The sequence below is a fragment of the Atopomonas hussainii genome, from assembly GCF_900109735.1.
Taxonomy (GTDB): domain Bacteria; phylum Pseudomonadota; class Gammaproteobacteria; order Pseudomonadales; family Pseudomonadaceae; genus Atopomonas; species Atopomonas hussainii.
In genome coordinates this window covers 86561-101973 of record NZ_FOAS01000008.1, presented here as the reverse complement: position 1 = coordinate 101973, position 15413 = coordinate 86561, and the positions used below count along the sequence as shown (strand labels likewise).

At 54.8% G+C, this 15413-nt stretch carries 18 protein-coding genes and 1 tRNA gene; 4 read left to right on the top strand and 15 right to left on the bottom strand.

Features of this window, described 5'->3' with window-relative positions; translation table 11 throughout:
* Positions 1-37 precede the first annotated feature (37 nt).
* The 3 genes from brxF to BMX80_RS09290 form a co-directional block, all read right to left on the bottom strand.
* Positions 38-493, bottom strand: coding sequence for a BREX-3 system P-loop-containing protein BrxF (gene brxF, locus BMX80_RS09300; RefSeq protein ID WP_074867507.1), 456 nt, complete (start codon positions 491-493; stop codon positions 38-40).
* A 127-nt stretch (positions 494-620) separates the two neighbouring features.
* Positions 621-986 carry an ATP-binding protein gene (locus tag BMX80_RS09295; RefSeq protein WP_074867506.1) on the bottom strand — a complete coding sequence of 122 codons (366 nt, stop codon included), beginning with the start codon at positions 984-986 and terminating at the stop codon, positions 621-623.
* Positions 946-1644 (bottom strand): coiled-coil domain-containing protein, encoded by a 699-nt coding sequence (locus BMX80_RS09290; RefSeq protein ID WP_074867504.1) that lies wholly within the window; start codon positions 1642-1644, stop codon positions 946-948. The genes BMX80_RS09295 and BMX80_RS09290 overlap by 41 nt, the downstream gene beginning before the upstream one ends.
* A 228-nt stretch (positions 1645-1872) precedes the next feature.
* Here BMX80_RS09290 and BMX80_RS09285 point away from each other — a divergent pair, with 228 nt between their 5' ends.
* The 3 genes from BMX80_RS09285 (at position 1873) to umuC (ending at position 3995) form a co-directional block, all read left to right on the top strand.
* Entirely contained in the window at positions 1873-2187 is a 315-nt protein-coding gene (locus BMX80_RS09285) for a hypothetical protein (protein WP_074867502.1), read from the top strand.
* Between the two features lie 103 nt (positions 2188-2290).
* Complete coding sequence (locus BMX80_RS09280) at positions 2291-2728, top strand: LexA family protein (RefSeq protein ID WP_074867500.1); 438 nt, start codon at positions 2291-2293, stop codon at positions 2726-2728.
* Positions 2721-3995, top strand: coding sequence for a translesion error-prone DNA polymerase V subunit UmuC (umuC, locus tag BMX80_RS09275; RefSeq protein WP_074867497.1), 1275 nt, complete (start codon positions 2721-2723; stop codon positions 3993-3995). Before BMX80_RS09280 ends, umuC begins: the two co-directional genes overlap by 8 nt.
* Before the next feature lie 20 nt (positions 3996-4015).
* Here umuC and BMX80_RS09270 read toward each other — a convergent pair whose 3' ends face one another.
* Both BMX80_RS09270 and BMX80_RS09265 read right to left on the bottom strand, forming a co-directional pair.
* The gene (locus BMX80_RS09270) at positions 4016-4669 is read right to left on the bottom strand and encodes an inovirus Gp2 family protein (protein ID WP_074867495.1); all 654 of its coding nucleotides are present in this window, start codon (positions 4667-4669) and stop codon (positions 4016-4018) included.
* Positions 4670-5058: 389 nt separating this feature from the next.
* Positions 5059-5241 (bottom strand): AlpA family transcriptional regulator, encoded by a 183-nt coding sequence (locus BMX80_RS09265; protein ID WP_074867492.1) that lies wholly within the window; start codon positions 5239-5241, stop codon positions 5059-5061.
* Between the two features lie 546 nt (positions 5242-5787).
* Between BMX80_RS09265 and BMX80_RS09260 the strand changes: the two genes are divergently transcribed.
* On the top strand, positions 5788-6480 hold the full coding sequence (locus BMX80_RS09260) for a ribbon-helix-helix protein, CopG family (RefSeq protein ID WP_074867489.1): 693 nt from the start codon (positions 5788-5790) through the stop codon (positions 6478-6480).
* A 61-nt stretch (positions 6481-6541) separates the two neighbouring features.
* Here the strand turns inward: BMX80_RS09260 and BMX80_RS09255 are convergent, their stop codons facing one another.
* From BMX80_RS09255 to thrS, 10 genes are all read right to left on the bottom strand, one after another.
* A complete protein-coding gene (locus tag BMX80_RS09255) occupies positions 6542-7582 on the bottom strand; it encodes an IS481 family transposase (protein WP_074867486.1) in 1041 nt (346 codons plus the stop codon).
* A 243-nt stretch (positions 7583-7825) separates the two neighbouring features.
* Positions 7826-7902: transfer RNA gene (locus BMX80_RS09250), tRNA-Pro, on the bottom strand.
* A gap of 79 nt (positions 7903-7981) precedes the next feature.
* On the bottom strand, positions 7982-8338 hold the full coding sequence (locus tag BMX80_RS09245; protein WP_071872613.1) for a MerR family transcriptional regulator: 357 nt from the start codon (positions 8336-8338) through the stop codon (positions 7982-7984).
* Complete coding sequence (gene ihfA / locus BMX80_RS09240; protein ID WP_071872612.1) at positions 8319-8621, bottom strand: integration host factor subunit alpha; 303 nt, start codon at positions 8619-8621, stop codon at positions 8319-8321. The genes BMX80_RS09245 and ihfA overlap by 20 nt, the downstream gene beginning before the upstream one ends.
* A gap of 3 nt (positions 8622-8624) precedes the next feature.
* Positions 8625-11000, bottom strand: coding sequence for a phenylalanine--tRNA ligase subunit beta (gene pheT, locus BMX80_RS09235; RefSeq protein ID WP_074867483.1), 2376 nt, complete (start codon positions 10998-11000; stop codon positions 8625-8627).
* Positions 11001-11033: 33 nt separating this feature from the next.
* Positions 11034-12050, bottom strand: coding sequence for a phenylalanine--tRNA ligase subunit alpha (pheS, locus tag BMX80_RS09230; RefSeq protein WP_074867480.1), 1017 nt, complete (start codon positions 12048-12050; stop codon positions 11034-11036).
* A 93-nt stretch (positions 12051-12143) separates the two neighbouring features.
* Positions 12144-12500: a 50S ribosomal protein L20 gene (rplT, locus tag BMX80_RS09225; protein ID WP_071872609.1), complete on the bottom strand. Its 357-nt coding sequence runs from the start codon at positions 12498-12500 to the stop codon at positions 12144-12146.
* A gap of 28 nt (positions 12501-12528) precedes the next feature.
* The gene (gene rpmI / locus BMX80_RS09220) at positions 12529-12723 is read right to left on the bottom strand and encodes a 50S ribosomal protein L35 (RefSeq protein WP_071872608.1); all 195 of its coding nucleotides are present in this window, start codon (positions 12721-12723) and stop codon (positions 12529-12531) included.
* A 60-nt stretch (positions 12724-12783) separates the two neighbouring features.
* Positions 12784-13317, bottom strand: coding sequence for a translation initiation factor IF-3 (gene infC / locus BMX80_RS09215; protein WP_071872607.1), 534 nt, complete (start codon positions 13315-13317; stop codon positions 12784-12786).
* A 6-nt stretch (positions 13318-13323) separates the two neighbouring features.
* On the bottom strand, positions 13324-15255 hold the full coding sequence (gene thrS, locus BMX80_RS09210; protein ID WP_071872606.1) for a threonine--tRNA ligase: 1932 nt from the start codon (positions 15253-15255) through the stop codon (positions 13324-13326).
* Between the last annotated feature and the right edge of the window lie 158 nt (positions 15256-15413).

The following is a 15413-nucleotide window of genomic DNA, read 5'->3' as shown; positions in this document are numbered from 1 at the left end:
GGTTCTCTCTTCCCTGCTCTCTACTTTCAAATTCAGGTCAAATTTCAAATACAACCGCACCGTCGCGGCTGTAGTCACGATGTTCTGGATGGCTCATGTCCGCGTACACCAAGCGGTCGCCGCGCAGCTCGCCAGGCCAGACAGCCACGACGCGCTTGGAGTGCGCCAGCCGCCTGACGAGGTCAAGCGGATTGATCTGCAGGCCCGGCTCGAACAACAACTCGAGGTTGTCGAGCAGCAGCGGGTCTTCAGTTCGTTCCTTATCCGCGATCTCCCGCAGCAGTTCGCCTGCCGAGAAGCCGCGCTTGTTGTTCGGCGTGGCGGCCAAACGGCGCCCCAGCTCCAGGCCGACGTTGAACGGCTCAATGTTGAACTTGGCGCCGAGCTTGCGAAGCAGTTGGGTCTTGCCGCTGCGGCTGGGACCAACCAGCAGGATCAACTTGCTGTTGAGATCTGATATTTCACAGGTGAGTTTTTCTAGCCTGACCAGCACGCTAATTCCTTTTACTGGGCTAACTTTGGTGACAGATCACAGATGAAGCTTATCACTTTACGATATAAGAATATCGGCTGCGATATAGAGCAAAGTACATGACCTGCCTCACCTGTGCAGCCCACAATTAGCCCCGCAATTGATCCATATCCCTCAGCACTACCCCAAGGTCCCACCAGTCCTCTGGATGACAGGAGAACAATAGGACCTGATGGCGCTGAGCCGCATCGAACAACACACGCTTCATTTGTGCCAAACGAGCCTGATCACTGTGGACCTGGGCATCGTCGAGGATGATGAGCGTCGGCCCGCCGGCCTCCTGCAACAGATCGGCATAGGCCAGCCGGCTGATCAGGCCCATCTGTTCGCGTGCACCAAAGCTCAGGGCTGCAATATCCCCACACTCTGCCGTGCCGTTGACCTGACGCAGTAACTGAGTCGGGATCAGATGCTCATCGACATTGAGCTGGGCTTGAGGAAGGAGCAGCTGCAAATAGCGGTTCAGGTGCTTTTGCAGGGGCCTGCAAGCGTTGAGTCAAGGCATGACGCTTGGTTGTCAGAAGCTCCAGCAACAGATCGAGCGCATCCGCACGACGGATCAGCTCTGCCTGCCGGCGCATTGCCAGCTCTAGCTCCTGTTCCACATTGGCCAATTGCTCATCCAATGCCTGAGCCCCCAGCACCTCGAGGCTGCTTTGCAAACGTGCGACTTCCAGATTCCGCTGGGCCGCAGCCTCTTCAAGTGCTTTGGCGCTGCTGGTCAGACGCATTACATCCTGCGCCAGTATCTCAGGCCGGGCATTTTCAATCTGCTGCTGACGCTCGTTGATCAGTTGCTGCAGGCGCTGCTGCTCTGTCTGCAGCTCTATCAGTTGCTGACGCAATTGCTGCTCGCGCTGCTGACGTTCAGGTGAATTCAACTCTGTGTGGAGCCGCTGCCATTCGGACTCAGCAGCCTCCGACTCCTGACTAGCCAGCGCCAAGTCCAAGCGATGAGAAGACACGGCCTGCTCCGTCTCGCCGAACGCTTCCAGAGCATGCTGTACATCGGCTTCTGCAACCTCCTCCGCAAGGCTGAACCCAGGTTGCTCGGCGATATCGGCGATTTGAGCATTCAGCGCGGTCTGGCGCATGGCGCCCAGTTTCAGCATTTCCGCCAACGCCTCAACCCCTTCAGGGGCGAGCTGGCTGAATTGCAGTTCAATACGAACATATCAACGGTCAATTCGCGGCACTTATCAGAACGCTGCTCCGCCGCAGCAAGGCTTGTCAGCTGCATACCCTTCAACAGACTCTTTGATCCTGCCCAGTTTCTGACTCCAATCAGCCAGCTGCTGCTCCAAAGTAGCCAGCTCTGCACAAAAGGTCCGCCGCTGTGCTTGCTGACCATTGTTGCGGCTTTAAGCGGGCGCTACTTAGCCGGCTTAGGGCTGTGGGCATTAGGCCAAGGCCAGACACTGCCGCTGTCGTGGCGCGTGACTTTTATTAGCGCGTTTATTGGCACCTACAGCCACGTGCTGCTCGATGCACTCATGCACGCTGATCTCGCCCCGTTTGCTCCCTTTAGCTTGGCGAACCCTTGGTTGAGCTTACTCAGCGTGATGCAGCTGCATTGGTTCTGCCTCATCGCCGGCTTGATCGGCATAACACTGTGGCCACTGCTGGCTTACTGGCTAGGCAAACGCCCCCGGTAAACTGTCAACTTTTCAAACCCGTCGCTCTCGCGCCGACGAAATCACCTTGCCACAGTGGCGGCGCAAGAATACTGTTTATATATACAGTTATCTTGAGCAATCCATGAGCAACGTGTCTTTCATTCGCGCCCTTGAGCCCTCTGGCGTGTTACTGCCCTACTTCACCGCCCTAGTGCCCGCTGGCTTCCCGAGCCCAGCGCTCGATCACATGGAGCACAAGCTGTCGCTCGATGAGCTGCTCGATCTGCACGCCCCGCACATCTACGTGGTGCGTGTCGCCGGTGACAGCATGACCGGTGTAGGGATTTTTGATGGGGACTATCTGATTGTCAGCCGTGGCATAACCGCTAAGCCCGGTGACATCGTGGTTGCCTGCGTGAACGGCGAGGTGTTTGTAAAACGCCTATGCAACGAGCAAGGCCAGTGGCTACTGCGCTCGGAGAACCCGCGCTTTGCCCCGCGTTACATCCTTGAAGGCGATGAGCTGCTGATCTGGGGTGTGGTCACCAACAGCCTACGCAATCATCGCCAACATGCCTGAACCCGTTTTCGCGCTGATCGACTGCAACAGCTTTTACGCCAGTTGCGAGCGGGTCTTTCGCCCAGACCTGGCTCGCACACCGATTGTGGTGCTGAGCAATAACGACGGCTGCGTGATTGCACGCTCCGCTGAGGCCAAAGCCTGGGTGAAGATGGGCGCGCCTTTTCATGAAGTACGCCCACTGCTGAAACGTCACGGCATTGTCGCGTTCAGCAGTAACTACGCGCTGTACGGCGACATGAGCGAACGGGTGATGAGCGTGCTTGAGGCCCGATTGCCCAGTGTCGAGGTGTACAGCATCGACGAAGCCTTTGCCGAACTGACAGGACTACCGGAGCCACTGGAAAATATCGCGCGTCAACTACGCGCCGAGGTGCTACAGAAAACCGGCATACCGGTGGGTATTGGCATTGCCCCCACCAAGACACTGGCCAAGCTCGCTAATCACGCGGCTAAACGCTGGCAACAGCAAACCGGCGGCGTGGTTGATTTACGCGACCCAGAGCGACGTAACAAGCTACTGAGGATGACGCCAGTCGGTGACATCTGGGGCATTGGCTCACGCCTGAGTGCTCAGCTAAAAGCCCTCGACATCAACACCGCCTGGGAGCTCACCCAAGCGGATGTGTGGACGCTGCGTAAGCGCTTTAACGTGGTGATGGAAAAAACCGTGCGCGAACTACGCGGCACACCCTGCATGAGCCTTGAGCAAGTGATTGAGCCCAAGCAGGAGATTTGCTGTAGCCGCTCATTCGGGCAACGCCTACGCGAACTCACCCCGATTACCGATGCCGTGACTGCCTTTGCCAGCCGCGCTGCCGAGAAACTCCGCCAACAAGGCTCGCTATGCCGCCAAGTGCGGGTAAGCCTACGCACCGGCATGTTCAACCCTAGCGAAGCGAAATACGCCAACGGTATTCTCTGCCAACTACCCTATCCAACCGACGACAGCCGCCTGATCATCAAAGCCGCTTTGTTGGGTTTAGAGCAGGTCTACCGTGAAGGTTTTAGCTATGCCAAAGCACAAGTGCTACTGAGTGATCTGTGCCGCCATACCGACTACACACCAGACTTATTCAGCCAAGCGCCAATCAACCAAGGCCAACAACTGATGAGCACACTGGACGCCATCAACCAACGCTGGGGACGCGGCACCTTACAACCGGCACGATTGGCTAAAACAGCCGACTGGGCCATGCGGCAGAAGTTGCTATCGCCTGCCTACACGACCCGCTGGCAAAGTACTTTAGTGGCTAATGCTAAGTGATGCCTAGACACTCAAAAAGCTCAAGTACGACTCACCCCAAAGCCATGAGAACCTTGCCCGTAATGCTTGGTATGCGCCTTACAGAGATAGCTAGCCCGGTGGAAAACATCGTTTAGCGTATCCGTATCACCTTGATCCAAATACCAAACCCCGTTAGCCGGCACATGCACCAACCCCTCAGCATCATCTGCGCTAGCCAAACCCAAGGCACTCGCCCAAGCAGCCACAATCCGCTTATAGGTATTCATACCGCTAGACCGGTAACTGCCTAAGGCGTGAAAGGCATCCCGATTGAGCATTAACAAGACATGGTAGTGAGGCTTACCGTCTTGCCCTAACTCCCTAGCCCATACATAACGAACATCTGTTTCATGTGCATAAACGCAATTACCCTTAGCCTGTTTACGATTGTGTTTAATCTTGGCCTTCAGTGATGAAAAGAATCGAGTAATAACCTCGTTACCCGTAAACTGATCCGCTTGCATATCCCGCGGATAGCGTAAGTCAAAACGAATGACGAATAACCTAGGGTGACTAGCCATCGCTTGCTCTAGGGTTGAGAGCGATGCTTGGAGATAGCTTTCAACAAAAGGCCCTTTGTGGGCCATTAACGATAGACCTTGATACTCAGCGGCATCAGTCAGAGTGAGATTGTGATTAAATGGATGACGCATTTCAGGAGCTCCTAGTGTGTTTATTTCACACCATGAGCACTCAATGTAATTTTTTATTACAAACTCAATGGCTGTGTTTGGCCAACACCCACACAACCTCATTCAGATAGACACCTCATCAATGGCAAGGCTTCTTACAGGCCTTGCCAACTGACGCACTGCGACTCATATGATACACATCAACACAATCAGCAAGACAATAGGCAATTAACAAACATAAATAAATACAAATAATAATACTAAGCTACCGAAGATAATAACTCACCAAATCATTAAAGATTCCTTAATCAATAGCAATACACCCCCAGGCAAACCTTGAAAAACACGACGAAGCAGTTACTCGCATAAAAAAGAAGGCACACCCCGTAGGGCATGCCTTCTGTCGTACCTCATGCTGCTCTAGCCTCTACCTTGGAACGTATCCACTGACAGACCTCTTCCTCCAGCCAGCCAACAGACCGACCACCGAGCGGAACAGGCTTGGGAAACTCACCAAGAGCGATGTACTTGTACACGGTTGAGCGTGCCAGCCCTGTCATGGCCATCACGGCTTTGAGACGAATGATACGCATGGGAATATCCTCTGAGATTGGTTCAGAGGATTAGCCACGGGCGTAATTTTTTATTTCGTGAGGCCTGATCAGCCGTTTCTGGGCTCCCACGCTCCACAGCCTAAGCTTATACCTGGCTACTGAGCCAATTGGACAGGGAAGAACATGCCGAAGACAGTTCAGGTTTCACATGCAGCAATGAGCGTTTTAACTCATGAAAAAGCTAAGAAAAAAGCAGTGAAACCCAGGAATCACATAGGTTACGATCAAAAAATGCAATATAGAGAGTTCCTAGAATAACCATAGAATAGACCTAAAAGACAACAAGAGGGCCTGTAGGTTACGCATAGAATATTAATGCGCAGCAGACACTGCGATAGATTTTTCCTATTAAAAGCTTAAAGGGAATAGCATTTTATGGCCGTAAAGTGTCCAGCAGATGAGCTATCCAAATTCATGGGTGACTCAAAACACGCTTCAACTGACAGGCGAAGGGATATTTGGCTATGGTTTTATCTTCCAGCCAACGCAGCAGAACTAAATCCTACGCTATGCGGTGGAAGCAGTATGAGGGACGAACTTGCAAGGCGCCTAAAGCAGCACTACTTCAGTGCGAGTGACATAAGAAAAGCTCAGGACACCCACCTGGTTAACGAAAAAAATCTGAAATGGATAACGGACGATAAGCGCCAACTACAGTGGCTAGAACCTCACATCGTAAACTTTACTAATTACCCCAATCAACCAGACTTAACCAACCTATCAAAACGAGAGCTACTGATCGCCAGAGTAGACGTTTTAGATGTGAGTTTAGAGCGGAAGTGCAGCGAGCTTCTGCTCCTAAAAAATGAATGGAATAAATGGACAGAAGAAGATGGGATCTATGACTGGTTCAAAGATAAAAAAGAGGGGGAGCAGCGCCTAGCCTGCGCGCGACACTGGATAGAAAAACAGCCTATTGAATGGCGTGGCTTTCAAAAAGCAAGCAATCTATCCACGCTTGAAGACCTAATTATTTTCTTCGACCACAAATGCGGCAACTGGTTTGAGCGAAAGGCTGCGATTAGCGAGATCAGAAAACGTTGGAACAAAAAAAACTTTGACGCAAAGAACAAGCACAAAAGGCAAATAAACGTAATGCTGACCACTGATGCCATAGGTCAGCTAGACCAGCTTTGCAGAGAGAGCAACTCATCAAGAGCCAAGATTATTGAGGAGCTCATTAGAGGGCATAAACAAACAGCCAAGCAGCCTTTATAGGCATGACAGATGATGTACAGATACAGTATTCACCTGACACCAGCCCTGCGCCGGTGTTGTTTTATGCGGCTTCAGAATCGTCTGTTTTTGGCCGCTTGGCCAGTCCTTCCAAGAACATCGTGAGCGGTGTTCTGCCTTCCATCATTCGGCCTTGATGGGCACGCTCTTGGTTGTAGTAGCGCAGGTATTCGTCGAGGTCCGTTTGCATCTGTTCGACGCTATCGTACCACGTTGTGCGCCCATTTACGCGGAAGTGCTCATCCAGCAAGGTGCGATGTAGGCGTTCGATAAAACCATTGCTTTGCGGGCGACGAACGCGGGTGGTCCGATGCTCGATACCCTCCAGCTGTAGAAACAGCTGATACGGATGGTGGTCAGGGCGACCACAGAACTCTCGACCGTTATCCGAGAGGATGGTATCGATCTGCACGCCTTGCTCCTCGAAGAACGGCAGCACCGATTCGTTCAGTGCATGCACCGCCGTCACGGGCAGTTTGCTGGTGTAGAGGCGGCCCCAGGCATGGCGGCTGTAGCAGTCCAAGACGCTTTGCAGATAAACCTTGCCGACGCCTTTCAGATGCCCGACGAAGAAGGTATCCACAGCTACCAACTCCCCAGTATAGTGCACTTCGATCTGCCGCTCGCGGAACTCTGGGCTGAAGCGCTCCAGCAGGCGAATCTGCTCATCGGATAGCTCAATGTCACGTTCGCGCGGGCTGATTTCTAAGCGCAGCAGGCGGTCATGTTTCGACAGTAAGTTGTGGCGACTCCAGACGCTCCGCACACCGCCTGAGCTAACGGTAATGCCGCGAAGCGCCAACGCCTGCGCCACTCTTAGCGCGCCGTGCGTTGGATAATCCATGCAGTAGTCGAGGATGGCTTGCTCAATATCGGCCGGTAATCGGTTGGGATGCGGGCCCTTGCAGCCGGGCAGCTTGTCGAGCAGCCCAGATGAGCCATAGGTCTGGTAGTTGCGGCGAATTTCGTAGAACTGTTGGCGGCTGTAGCCCATCACTTGGCAGGCTTTGCTGACGTTGTGCAGCTCTTTGGCAAGCTCAAGCAGACTCAGTTTGCGGCGTGCTACTTTCTCGTTGGTGGTCATGCGGTTCATCTCCAGCTACAGATCGGTAGGGGTACCAATCTTGTTAGCCGGTGCGGGGCCGTATGACCACTCCCTTAGCGGTCAACTGTCAGGTGAATACCATCGCCATACATTCAGATGAGCCATCTGGCGCCTCGAAAACCCAGTGGCACAAAAAGTGGCACAAAAATCGATCGAGACAGAAAGCCATCAAGCATAAAAAAATCCAGCCACAGCTAAGTGACTGGATTTTCTAGAGTTATTTGGTCGGGACGGAGTGATTCGAACACTCGACCCCTTGCACCCCATGCAAGTGCGCTACCAGGCTGCGCTACGCCCCGACGATGCTATCGGCAGTCGCCGAAAGCGGGTTGAACTATACACTAACCCACTGATAAGTGAATAGTTTTTGCAAAAAAGTTATTTGCGTAGAACGACCAGAAGCTCTTCCAGTTCGCTGATCATTTGTTTGATCAGTAAACGGTACTGGGTGCTGTCTTCTTTAGCCTCGTCACCCGACAAACGCTGGCGGGCACCGCCGATGGTGAAACCCTGCTCATACAGCAGCGCACGGATCTGGCGGATCATCAGCACATCTTGGCGCTGATAGTAACGACGGTTGCCACGGCGTTTAACCGGGTTTAACTGGGGAAACTCTTGCTCCCAGTAACGCAGCACATGCGGCTTAACGGCGCACAGCTCGCTGACCTCACCGATGGTGAAGTAGCGTTTACCAGGGATCGCCGGCAGTTCGTCGTTATGACTTGGTTCCAGCATACGCTTCGACTCGAGCCTTGAGTTTTTGACCGGGACGGAAGGTCACCACACGACGTGCGCTGATTGGGATTTCCTCCCCGGTTTTGGGGTTGCGCCCGGGGCGCTGACGTTTGTCGCGCAGGTCGAAATTGCCGAAGCCCGACAATTTGACCTGCTCGTTATCTTCTAACGCGTGACGAATTTCTTCGAAGAACATTTCGACCAGCTCTTTCGCTTCGCGCTTGTTCAGACCGAGTTCTTCGAACAGACGTTCTGCCATTTCGGCTTTCGTCAGAGCCCCCATAGGCTACTTCCTTAACGTGGCTTGATACCTTTCTTCCAGCGAGGCAAGGATTGTTTGAGTTATCTCACTCACCTCATCGTCATTAAGAGTGCGCGATGGATGCTGCCAGGTCAAGCCGATGGCCAAGCTTTTTCCTTCTGGATCAATACCCTTACCGTGATAGACGTCAAACAACCTGAGGTCTGTCAGGTATTCACCCGCCTGCTCACGAATCGTACTGAGCACCGATTCAGCCGCAACACTTTGCTTAACCACCAAGGCTAAATCGCGACGCACTTCTGGGAAGCGCGACAGTTCAGCAAAGGCTGGCAGTTTACCGGCGGCCATGGCGCCTAAGCGCAACTCAAACAGATAGACCGGCACATCCACATCCAGCGTTTTTGCCAGCGACGGATGCAGCTTGCCGATATAACCGACCTCTTCACCATCACGCTCGATACGCGCACACTGGCCCGGATGCAACGCACTGTGCTCGCAAGAAACAAAGGTGAACTCAGCCTGCGCGCCGGCTTGCGCCAGCAAGGCTTCAACGTCGGCCTTCACATCAAAGAAGTCAACAGCTTCGCGACCATGCGCCCAAGACTCAGGCAAGCGCGGACCGCAGATCACGCCAGCCAGCATCGGCTCTTGCTGCAGCGCCGGCAGCTGACCGACAAAGCGCAGGCCACTTTCAAACAGGCGCACACGGTTTTGCTGGCGGTTCAGGTTGTGCTGCAACGCTTTAACCAAGCCCGGCCACAGCGAAGCACGCATGGCCGACATATCCGCAGAAATCGGGTTAGCCAAGGTTAATGGCTGCTGATCGGGATGAAATGCAGCAAACCATTTCGGGTCGATAAAGCTGTAGGTGATGGCCTCTTGGTAGCCACGCGCCACCAGTAAACGACGCAGCTGCGGCAGCTCGGCACGCGCTTCGGCTTTGGCTTGCGGGGCCAGTCGCGCTTGCGGGTAATTCACTGGCAAACGGTTGTAGCCATACAGGCGACCCAGCTCTTCAATCAGGTCAATTTCCAAGCTCAAATCAAAGCGGTGCGACGGCACTTGCACCTGCCAACCCTCGGCAACCGCTTCAATCGTCAGCCCCAGACCTTGCAGGTAGCCTTCGATCTGCGCCGTCTCCATCTGCAGGCCGAGCATCTGACTAATACGCTGCGGGCGCAGCAGAATGCTGACTGGCTTAGGTAGATGCGCGGTATCGACAGCCTCAATCAACGGGCCAGCTTGGCCACCAACGATCGACAGTAAGAGCTCAGTGGCACGCTCGATGGCGGCACGTTGCAGCTGCCAATCCACGCCACGCTCGAAGCGGTGCGAAGAGTCGGTATGCAAGCCGTAGGAGCGTGCCTTACCGGCGATGGCAATCGGATCGAAAAAGGCGCTTTCGAGGAACAAATCGACCGTGCCTTCGGCAACGCCACTGTGCTCGCCGCCCATCACACCTGCAATCGCCAAGGCGCGCTCGTGATCGGCGATGACCAGCGTATCGCTACGCAGGGTGATTTCTTGGCCATCGAGCAATACCAGCTTCTCGCCCTCTTCCGCCATGCGCACACGAATACCGCCATGCACTTGTTTGAGGTCGAAAGCGTGCATCGGCTGGCCCAGCTCGATCATCACGTAGTTGGTGACATCCACAGCGGCATCGATGGAGCGGATATCGGCACGCCGCAAACGCTCGACCATCCATAGCGGCGTTGGCTTGCTCAGATCCACCTGACGGATCACGCGACCGACATAACGCGGGCAAGCGTGCGGCGCCAACAGCTCTACAGGGCGCACATCATCATGCTGCGGCGCGACCGGCGTGATCGCCACCGGCGTGACGGGCGCACCGTAGTTGGCACCCACTTCGCGCGCCAAGCCAGTCATTGACAGGCAGTCACCGCGGTTAGGGGTCAAGTCCACCTCGATGATGGCATCGTCGAGGTTCAGATACTCGCGCAGGCACTGGCCAGCTGGCGCATCCAGCGGTAACTCCATCAGGCCGTCATTGGCTTCACTGATTTGCAGTTCCGCTTCGGCGCACAACATGCCGAACGACTCGACGCCGCGCAGCTTGGCCTTTTTAATTTTGAAGTCGCCCGGCAGCTCGGCGCCGACCATAGCGAACGGCACCTTGATGCCGGCACGCGCATTCGGCGCACCGCACACCACTTGGAACTCTTCACTGCCGTTACTGACACGACAAACGCGCAGCTTATCGGCATCCGGGTGTTGTTCGGCGCTGAGGATTTCGCCCACCACCACACCACTGAACTGCCCAGCGGCGGCGGTGACGCTATCGACTTCCAGGCCGGTCATCGACAGTCGCGCGACCAACTCGTCTCGGCTCGCTTGCGGGTTTACCAGCGTGCGCAGCCACTTTTCACTGAATTTCATCTTGTTCTCCTAAATCGCAAAGTGGGTGCACGGCTAGCGAAACTGGCCGAGGAACCGCAGGTCGTTATCGAAGAACAAGCGCAAGTCATTCACGCCATAGCGCAACATCGCCAAGCGCTCCACGCCCATACCAAAAGCAAAACCTTGGAACTGCTCCGGATCGATCTTGGAGGCACGGAACACATTGGGGTGCACCATGCCGCAGCCCATCACTTCGAGCCAGCCGGTTTGCTTACACACGCGACAGCCCTTGCCGTTACACATCACGCACTGGATATCCACCTCGGCGGATGGCTCAGTGAAGGGGAAGAACGACGGACGGAAACGTACCGCGAGCTCTTTTTCAAAGAACACGCGCAAGAATTCTTCAATGGTGCCTTTGAGGTCAGCAAAGCTCACTTCGCGATCGACCAGCAGCCCTTCCACCTGATGGAACATCGGGGTGTGGGTCAGGTCTGAGTCGCAGCGATACACGCGGCCGGGGCAGACGATACGAATCGGCGGCTCTTGCGACTCCATGGTGCGCACCTGCACAGGCGAGGTGTGCGTACGCAGCAACATGTTGGCGTTGAAATAAAAGGTGTCGTGCATCGCGCGCGCCGGGTGGTGGCCCGGAATATTAAGCGCTTCGAAGTTGTGGTAGTCGTCTTCGACTTCTGGCCCCTCGGCCACTTGATAGCCGATATGGGTAAAAAACTGCTCGATACGCTCCAGCGTGCGGGTCACCGGATGCAGGCCACCACTTTCTTGGCCGCGACCGGGCAAGGTGACGTCCACGGTTTCCGCTGCCAATTGGGCAGCCAACGCGGCGTTATCGAGATTGGCGCGGCGTGCGTTCATCGCCGCCTGCACCTTGTCGCGCGCTTCGTTAATCAAAGCGCCCGCTTTAGGGCGCTCTTCGGCACTCAGGCCGCCCAGCGACTTCATCAACTGAGTAATGTCGCCTTTCTTGCCCAAATACTGCACGCGCAGCTGCTCTAGGGCGGGGACATCGGCGCTTTCTTGTACGGCGGCCAAGGCTTGGCTGACCAGCGCGTCCAGGTTTTCCATGGTGATGCTCCAGATACAAAATAGGGGAAGAGCCAAGGCCCTTCCCCTATTGATGACGATTGCCCCGGGCGAACCCGGTGACTGTCTTAGGGCTTAGGCCAGAGAAGCCTTTGCTTTTTCGACAATCGCAGCAAACGCCGCTTTCTCGTTCACCGCCAGATCGGCCAGAACCTTACGGTCGATCTCGATGGACGCTTTTTTCAGGCCAGCGATCAGGCGGCTGTAGGACAGACCGTTCTGACGAGCACCAGCGTTGATACGAGCGATCCACAGGGCGCGGAACTGACGCTTGCGCTGACGACGGTCACGGTAGGCGTACTGGCCTGCTTTGATAACCGCCTGCTTGGCTACGCGGAATACACGCGAACGCGCACCGTAGTAACCTTTTGCAAGCTTGAGAATTTTCTTGTGACGAGCACGAGCGATAACGCCACGCTTAACACGAGCCATGAGTAATTTCCTCTAAAATCTTGACCGATTAACGAACGCGCAGCATGCGCTCTACTTTTTGTACATCAGATGGGTGTACCAGATTGGTACCACGCAGCTGACGCTTACGCTTAGTAGTCATTTTGGTCAGGATGTGGCTCTTGAAGGCGTGCTTGTGCTTGAAGCCATTGGCAGTCTTCTTAAAGCGCTTGGCTGCGCCACTTTTGGTTTTCATCTTTGCCATGTTCGTAACTCCGCATTGGGTAAAACACTGTAATAGCAAGGCCTGGCAGTGCCCTGGGTATTACTTCTTCTTTTTGGGGGCGATGACCATCATTAACTGGCGTCCTTCCATCTTAGGATGCTGTTCGACGGTGCCGATCTCAGCGAGGTCTTTTTCAACCCGCTTGAGCAGCTCCATACCCAGCTCCTGGTGGGCCATCTCACGACCGCGGAATCGTAGCGATACCTTGGCCTTGTCCCCATCTTCAAGGAAACGAGTCAGGTTGCGTAGCTTGACCTGATAGTCCCCTTCTTCCGTCCCTGGACGAAACTTAATTTCTTTAATCTGCTGCTGATGCTGATTTTTCTTCGCAATAGCGGCTTGTTTCTTCTTTTCAAACTGATGCTTGCCGTAGTCCATGATGCGACATACAGGCGGGAGCGCGTCAGCAGAGATCTCGACCAGATCAAGACCGGCCTCTTCCGCTTTGGCAAGGGCTTCACGAATGGAAACCACACCGATCTGATTACCATCAGCACCGATCAGGCGTACTTCGCGGGCCGTGATATTTTCGTTGATAGGTGCGCGTTGCGGGGCTTTTCTGTCTTGTCTCATATGGCCTTAATGGGTCCCTTCCGTCTGTTTGCGACCGCGCTGAGCCACGACGTTGGCTAGGTGATCACGGAATTCAGCGATTGTCATCGAACCCAGATCCAGACCCTCTCGTGTGCGCACGGCAACTGTTTGTGACTCAACTTCCCGATCGCCGATTACCAGCTGGAACGGAACCTTGAGCAAAGTATGCTCGCGGATTTTAAAGCCGATCTTCTCGTTTCTCAAGTCGGCTTTTGCACGGAAGCCCGCGTCTTCTAGCGCCGCAGCCACTTCTTTAGCAAAAGCGGCCTGATTATCGGTAATATTCAGCACCACCGCTTGCAGCGGCGCCAGCCATGCCGGGAAGGCACCTTCGTAATGCTCGATCAGAATACCGATAAAGCGCTCGAAGGAACCCAGAATGGCGCGGTGCAGCATCACCGGGTGTTTGCGACTGTTGTCTTCGGCCACATATTCAGCACCCAAGCGCACCGGCAAGTTGAAGTCGAGCTGCAAGGTACCGCACTGCCAAACGCGGCCGAGGCAGTCTTTTAGCGAGAATTCGATTTTTGGCCCGTAGAACGCACCTTCGCCCGGCTGCAGATCCCACGGCAGGCCGGCGGCATCCAGCGCAGCCTGCAAGGCTTGCTCGGCGCGATCCCACAAATCGTCAGTACCCACACGCTTTTCAGGGCGAGTCGAGAGTTTGAGCTGGATCTGCTCGAAGCCAAAGTCTTCGTACACCGCCAAGGTCAGACGGATAAAGTCAGCCGCCTCAGACTGCATTTGCTCTTCGGTACAGAAGATGTGCGCATCGTCCTGAGTAAAGCCGCGCACGCGCATGATGCCGTGCAGCGAACCAGAAGGCTCATTACGGTGACAGGCACCGAACTCGGCCAAACGCAGCGGCAGATCGCGGTAGCTCTTTAAGCCTTGATTGAACACCTGAATATGGCAGGGGCAGTTCATCGGCTTGATGGCGTAGTCGCGGCTTTCTGACTCGGTGGTAAACATCATGTCCGAGTAGTTGGCCCAGTGGCCGGACTTCTCCCACAGCAAGCGGTCAACCACTTGCGGGGTTTTGATCTCTTGATAGCCGTGCTTGCGCTGCACTTGGCGCATGTACTGCTCCAGCGCCTGATACAGCGTCCAGCCGTTGGCATGCCAGAACACCATGCCTGGCGCTTCTTCTTGAGTGTGGAACAAGTCAAGACGCTTGCCGATTTTACGGTGATCGCGCTTCTCGGCTTCTTCCAAACGATGCAAGTAGTCTTTCAGATCCTGCTTGCTGCCCCAGCAAGTGCCGTAAATGCGCTGGAGCATTTTGTTCTTGCTGTCGCCACGCCAGTAGGCGCCAGCCACCTTCATTAACTTGAAGGCTTGCAGCTTGCCGGTGGACGGCACGTGCGGGCCACGACACAAGTCAACGAACTCACCCTGCTGATAGAACGACAGCGGTTCGTTGCTAGGAATCGAGGAAATAATCTCGACCTTGTACTTTTCGCCCAGCTTATCGAAATGCGCGACGGCCTCATCGCGGGTCATTAAGAAGCGCTGCACGGTGAAATCTTGCTTGGCCAGCTCGGCCATTTTCTTCTCGATCGCGACGAGGTCTTCGCTGGTGAACGGCCGCTCATAGTCGAAATCGTAATAGAAGCCGTTGTCGATCACCGGGCCGATGGTCACTTGCGCACCGGGGAACAACGCCTGCACGGCCATGGCCATTAAGTGCGCGCAGCTGTGACGCAGCACTTCAACGCCGTCTTCGTCACGCGCGGTGACAATCGCCAGCTGGGCGTCGTTTTCAATCACATAAGAAGTGTCGACCAACTGGCCGTCGACCTTGCCGGCCAACGCCGCTTTGGCCAGACCTGCGCCAATATTGGCGGCGACATCAAATACAGTCACAGCGCTATCGAAGCTACGCTGACTACCATCGGGAAGAGTGATAACGGGCATGGTGGCGCCTCCTCATCTCAGTGGTGACCCCTACCAAAGGCCACATGGGTTACGGATTAGCCAGTACGCGGCGCTGCAGACAGCAGATCGTCGTACTTGACGATTGACATGCCCACCAGCGAGGAACTGGAAAGTAAGCCGCGTATGGTTTCAGAAAG

Excerpts from the sequence above, each read along its gene's own strand:
- BMX80_RS09290 (WP_074867504.1), bottom strand. The coding sequence starts at position 1,644 with ATGCTGAAACTGGGCGCCATGCGCCAGACCGCGCTGAATGCTCAAATC.
- BMX80_RS09280 (WP_074867500.1), top strand. The coding sequence starts at position 2,291 with ATGAGCAACGTGTCTTTCATTCGCGCCCTTGAGCCCTCTGGCGTGTTA.
- umuC (WP_074867497.1), top strand. The coding sequence starts at position 2,721 with ATGCCTGAACCCGTTTTCGCGCTGATCGACTGCAACAGCTTTTACGCC.
- BMX80_RS09270 (WP_074867495.1), bottom strand. The coding sequence starts at position 4,669 with ATGCGTCATCCATTTAATCACAATCTCACTCTGACTGATGCCGCTGAG.
- BMX80_RS09265 (WP_074867492.1), bottom strand. The coding sequence starts at position 5,241 with ATGCGTATCATTCGTCTCAAAGCCGTGATGGCCATGACAGGGCTGGCA.
- BMX80_RS09260 (WP_074867489.1), top strand. The coding sequence starts at position 5,788 with ATGAGGGACGAACTTGCAAGGCGCCTAAAGCAGCACTACTTCAGTGCG.
- BMX80_RS09255 (WP_074867486.1), bottom strand. The coding sequence starts at position 7,582 with ATGACCACCAACGAGAAAGTAGCACGCCGCAAACTGAGTCTGCTTGAG.
- BMX80_RS09245 (WP_071872613.1), bottom strand. The coding sequence starts at position 8,338 with ATGCTGGAACCAAGTCATAACGACGAACTGCCGGCGATCCCTGGTAAA.
- ihfA (WP_071872612.1), bottom strand. The coding sequence starts at position 8,621 with ATGGGGGCTCTGACGAAAGCCGAAATGGCAGAACGTCTGTTCGAAGAA.
- pheT (WP_074867483.1), bottom strand. The coding sequence starts at position 11,000 with ATGAAATTCAGTGAAAAGTGGCTGCGCACGCTGGTAAACCCGCAAGCG.
- pheS (WP_074867480.1), bottom strand. The coding sequence starts at position 12,050 with ATGGAAAACCTGGACGCGCTGGTCAGCCAAGCCTTGGCCGCCGTACAA.
- rplT (WP_071872609.1), bottom strand. The coding sequence starts at position 12,500 with ATGGCTCGTGTTAAGCGTGGCGTTATCGCTCGTGCTCGTCACAAGAAA.
- rpmI (WP_071872608.1), bottom strand. The coding sequence starts at position 12,723 with ATGGCAAAGATGAAAACCAAAAGTGGCGCAGCCAAGCGCTTTAAGAAG.
- infC (WP_071872607.1), bottom strand. The coding sequence starts at position 13,317 with ATGAGACAAGACAGAAAAGCCCCGCAACGCGCACCTATCAACGAAAAT.
- thrS (WP_071872606.1), bottom strand. The coding sequence starts at position 15,255 with ATGCCCGTTATCACTCTTCCCGATGGTAGTCAGCGTAGCTTCGATAGC.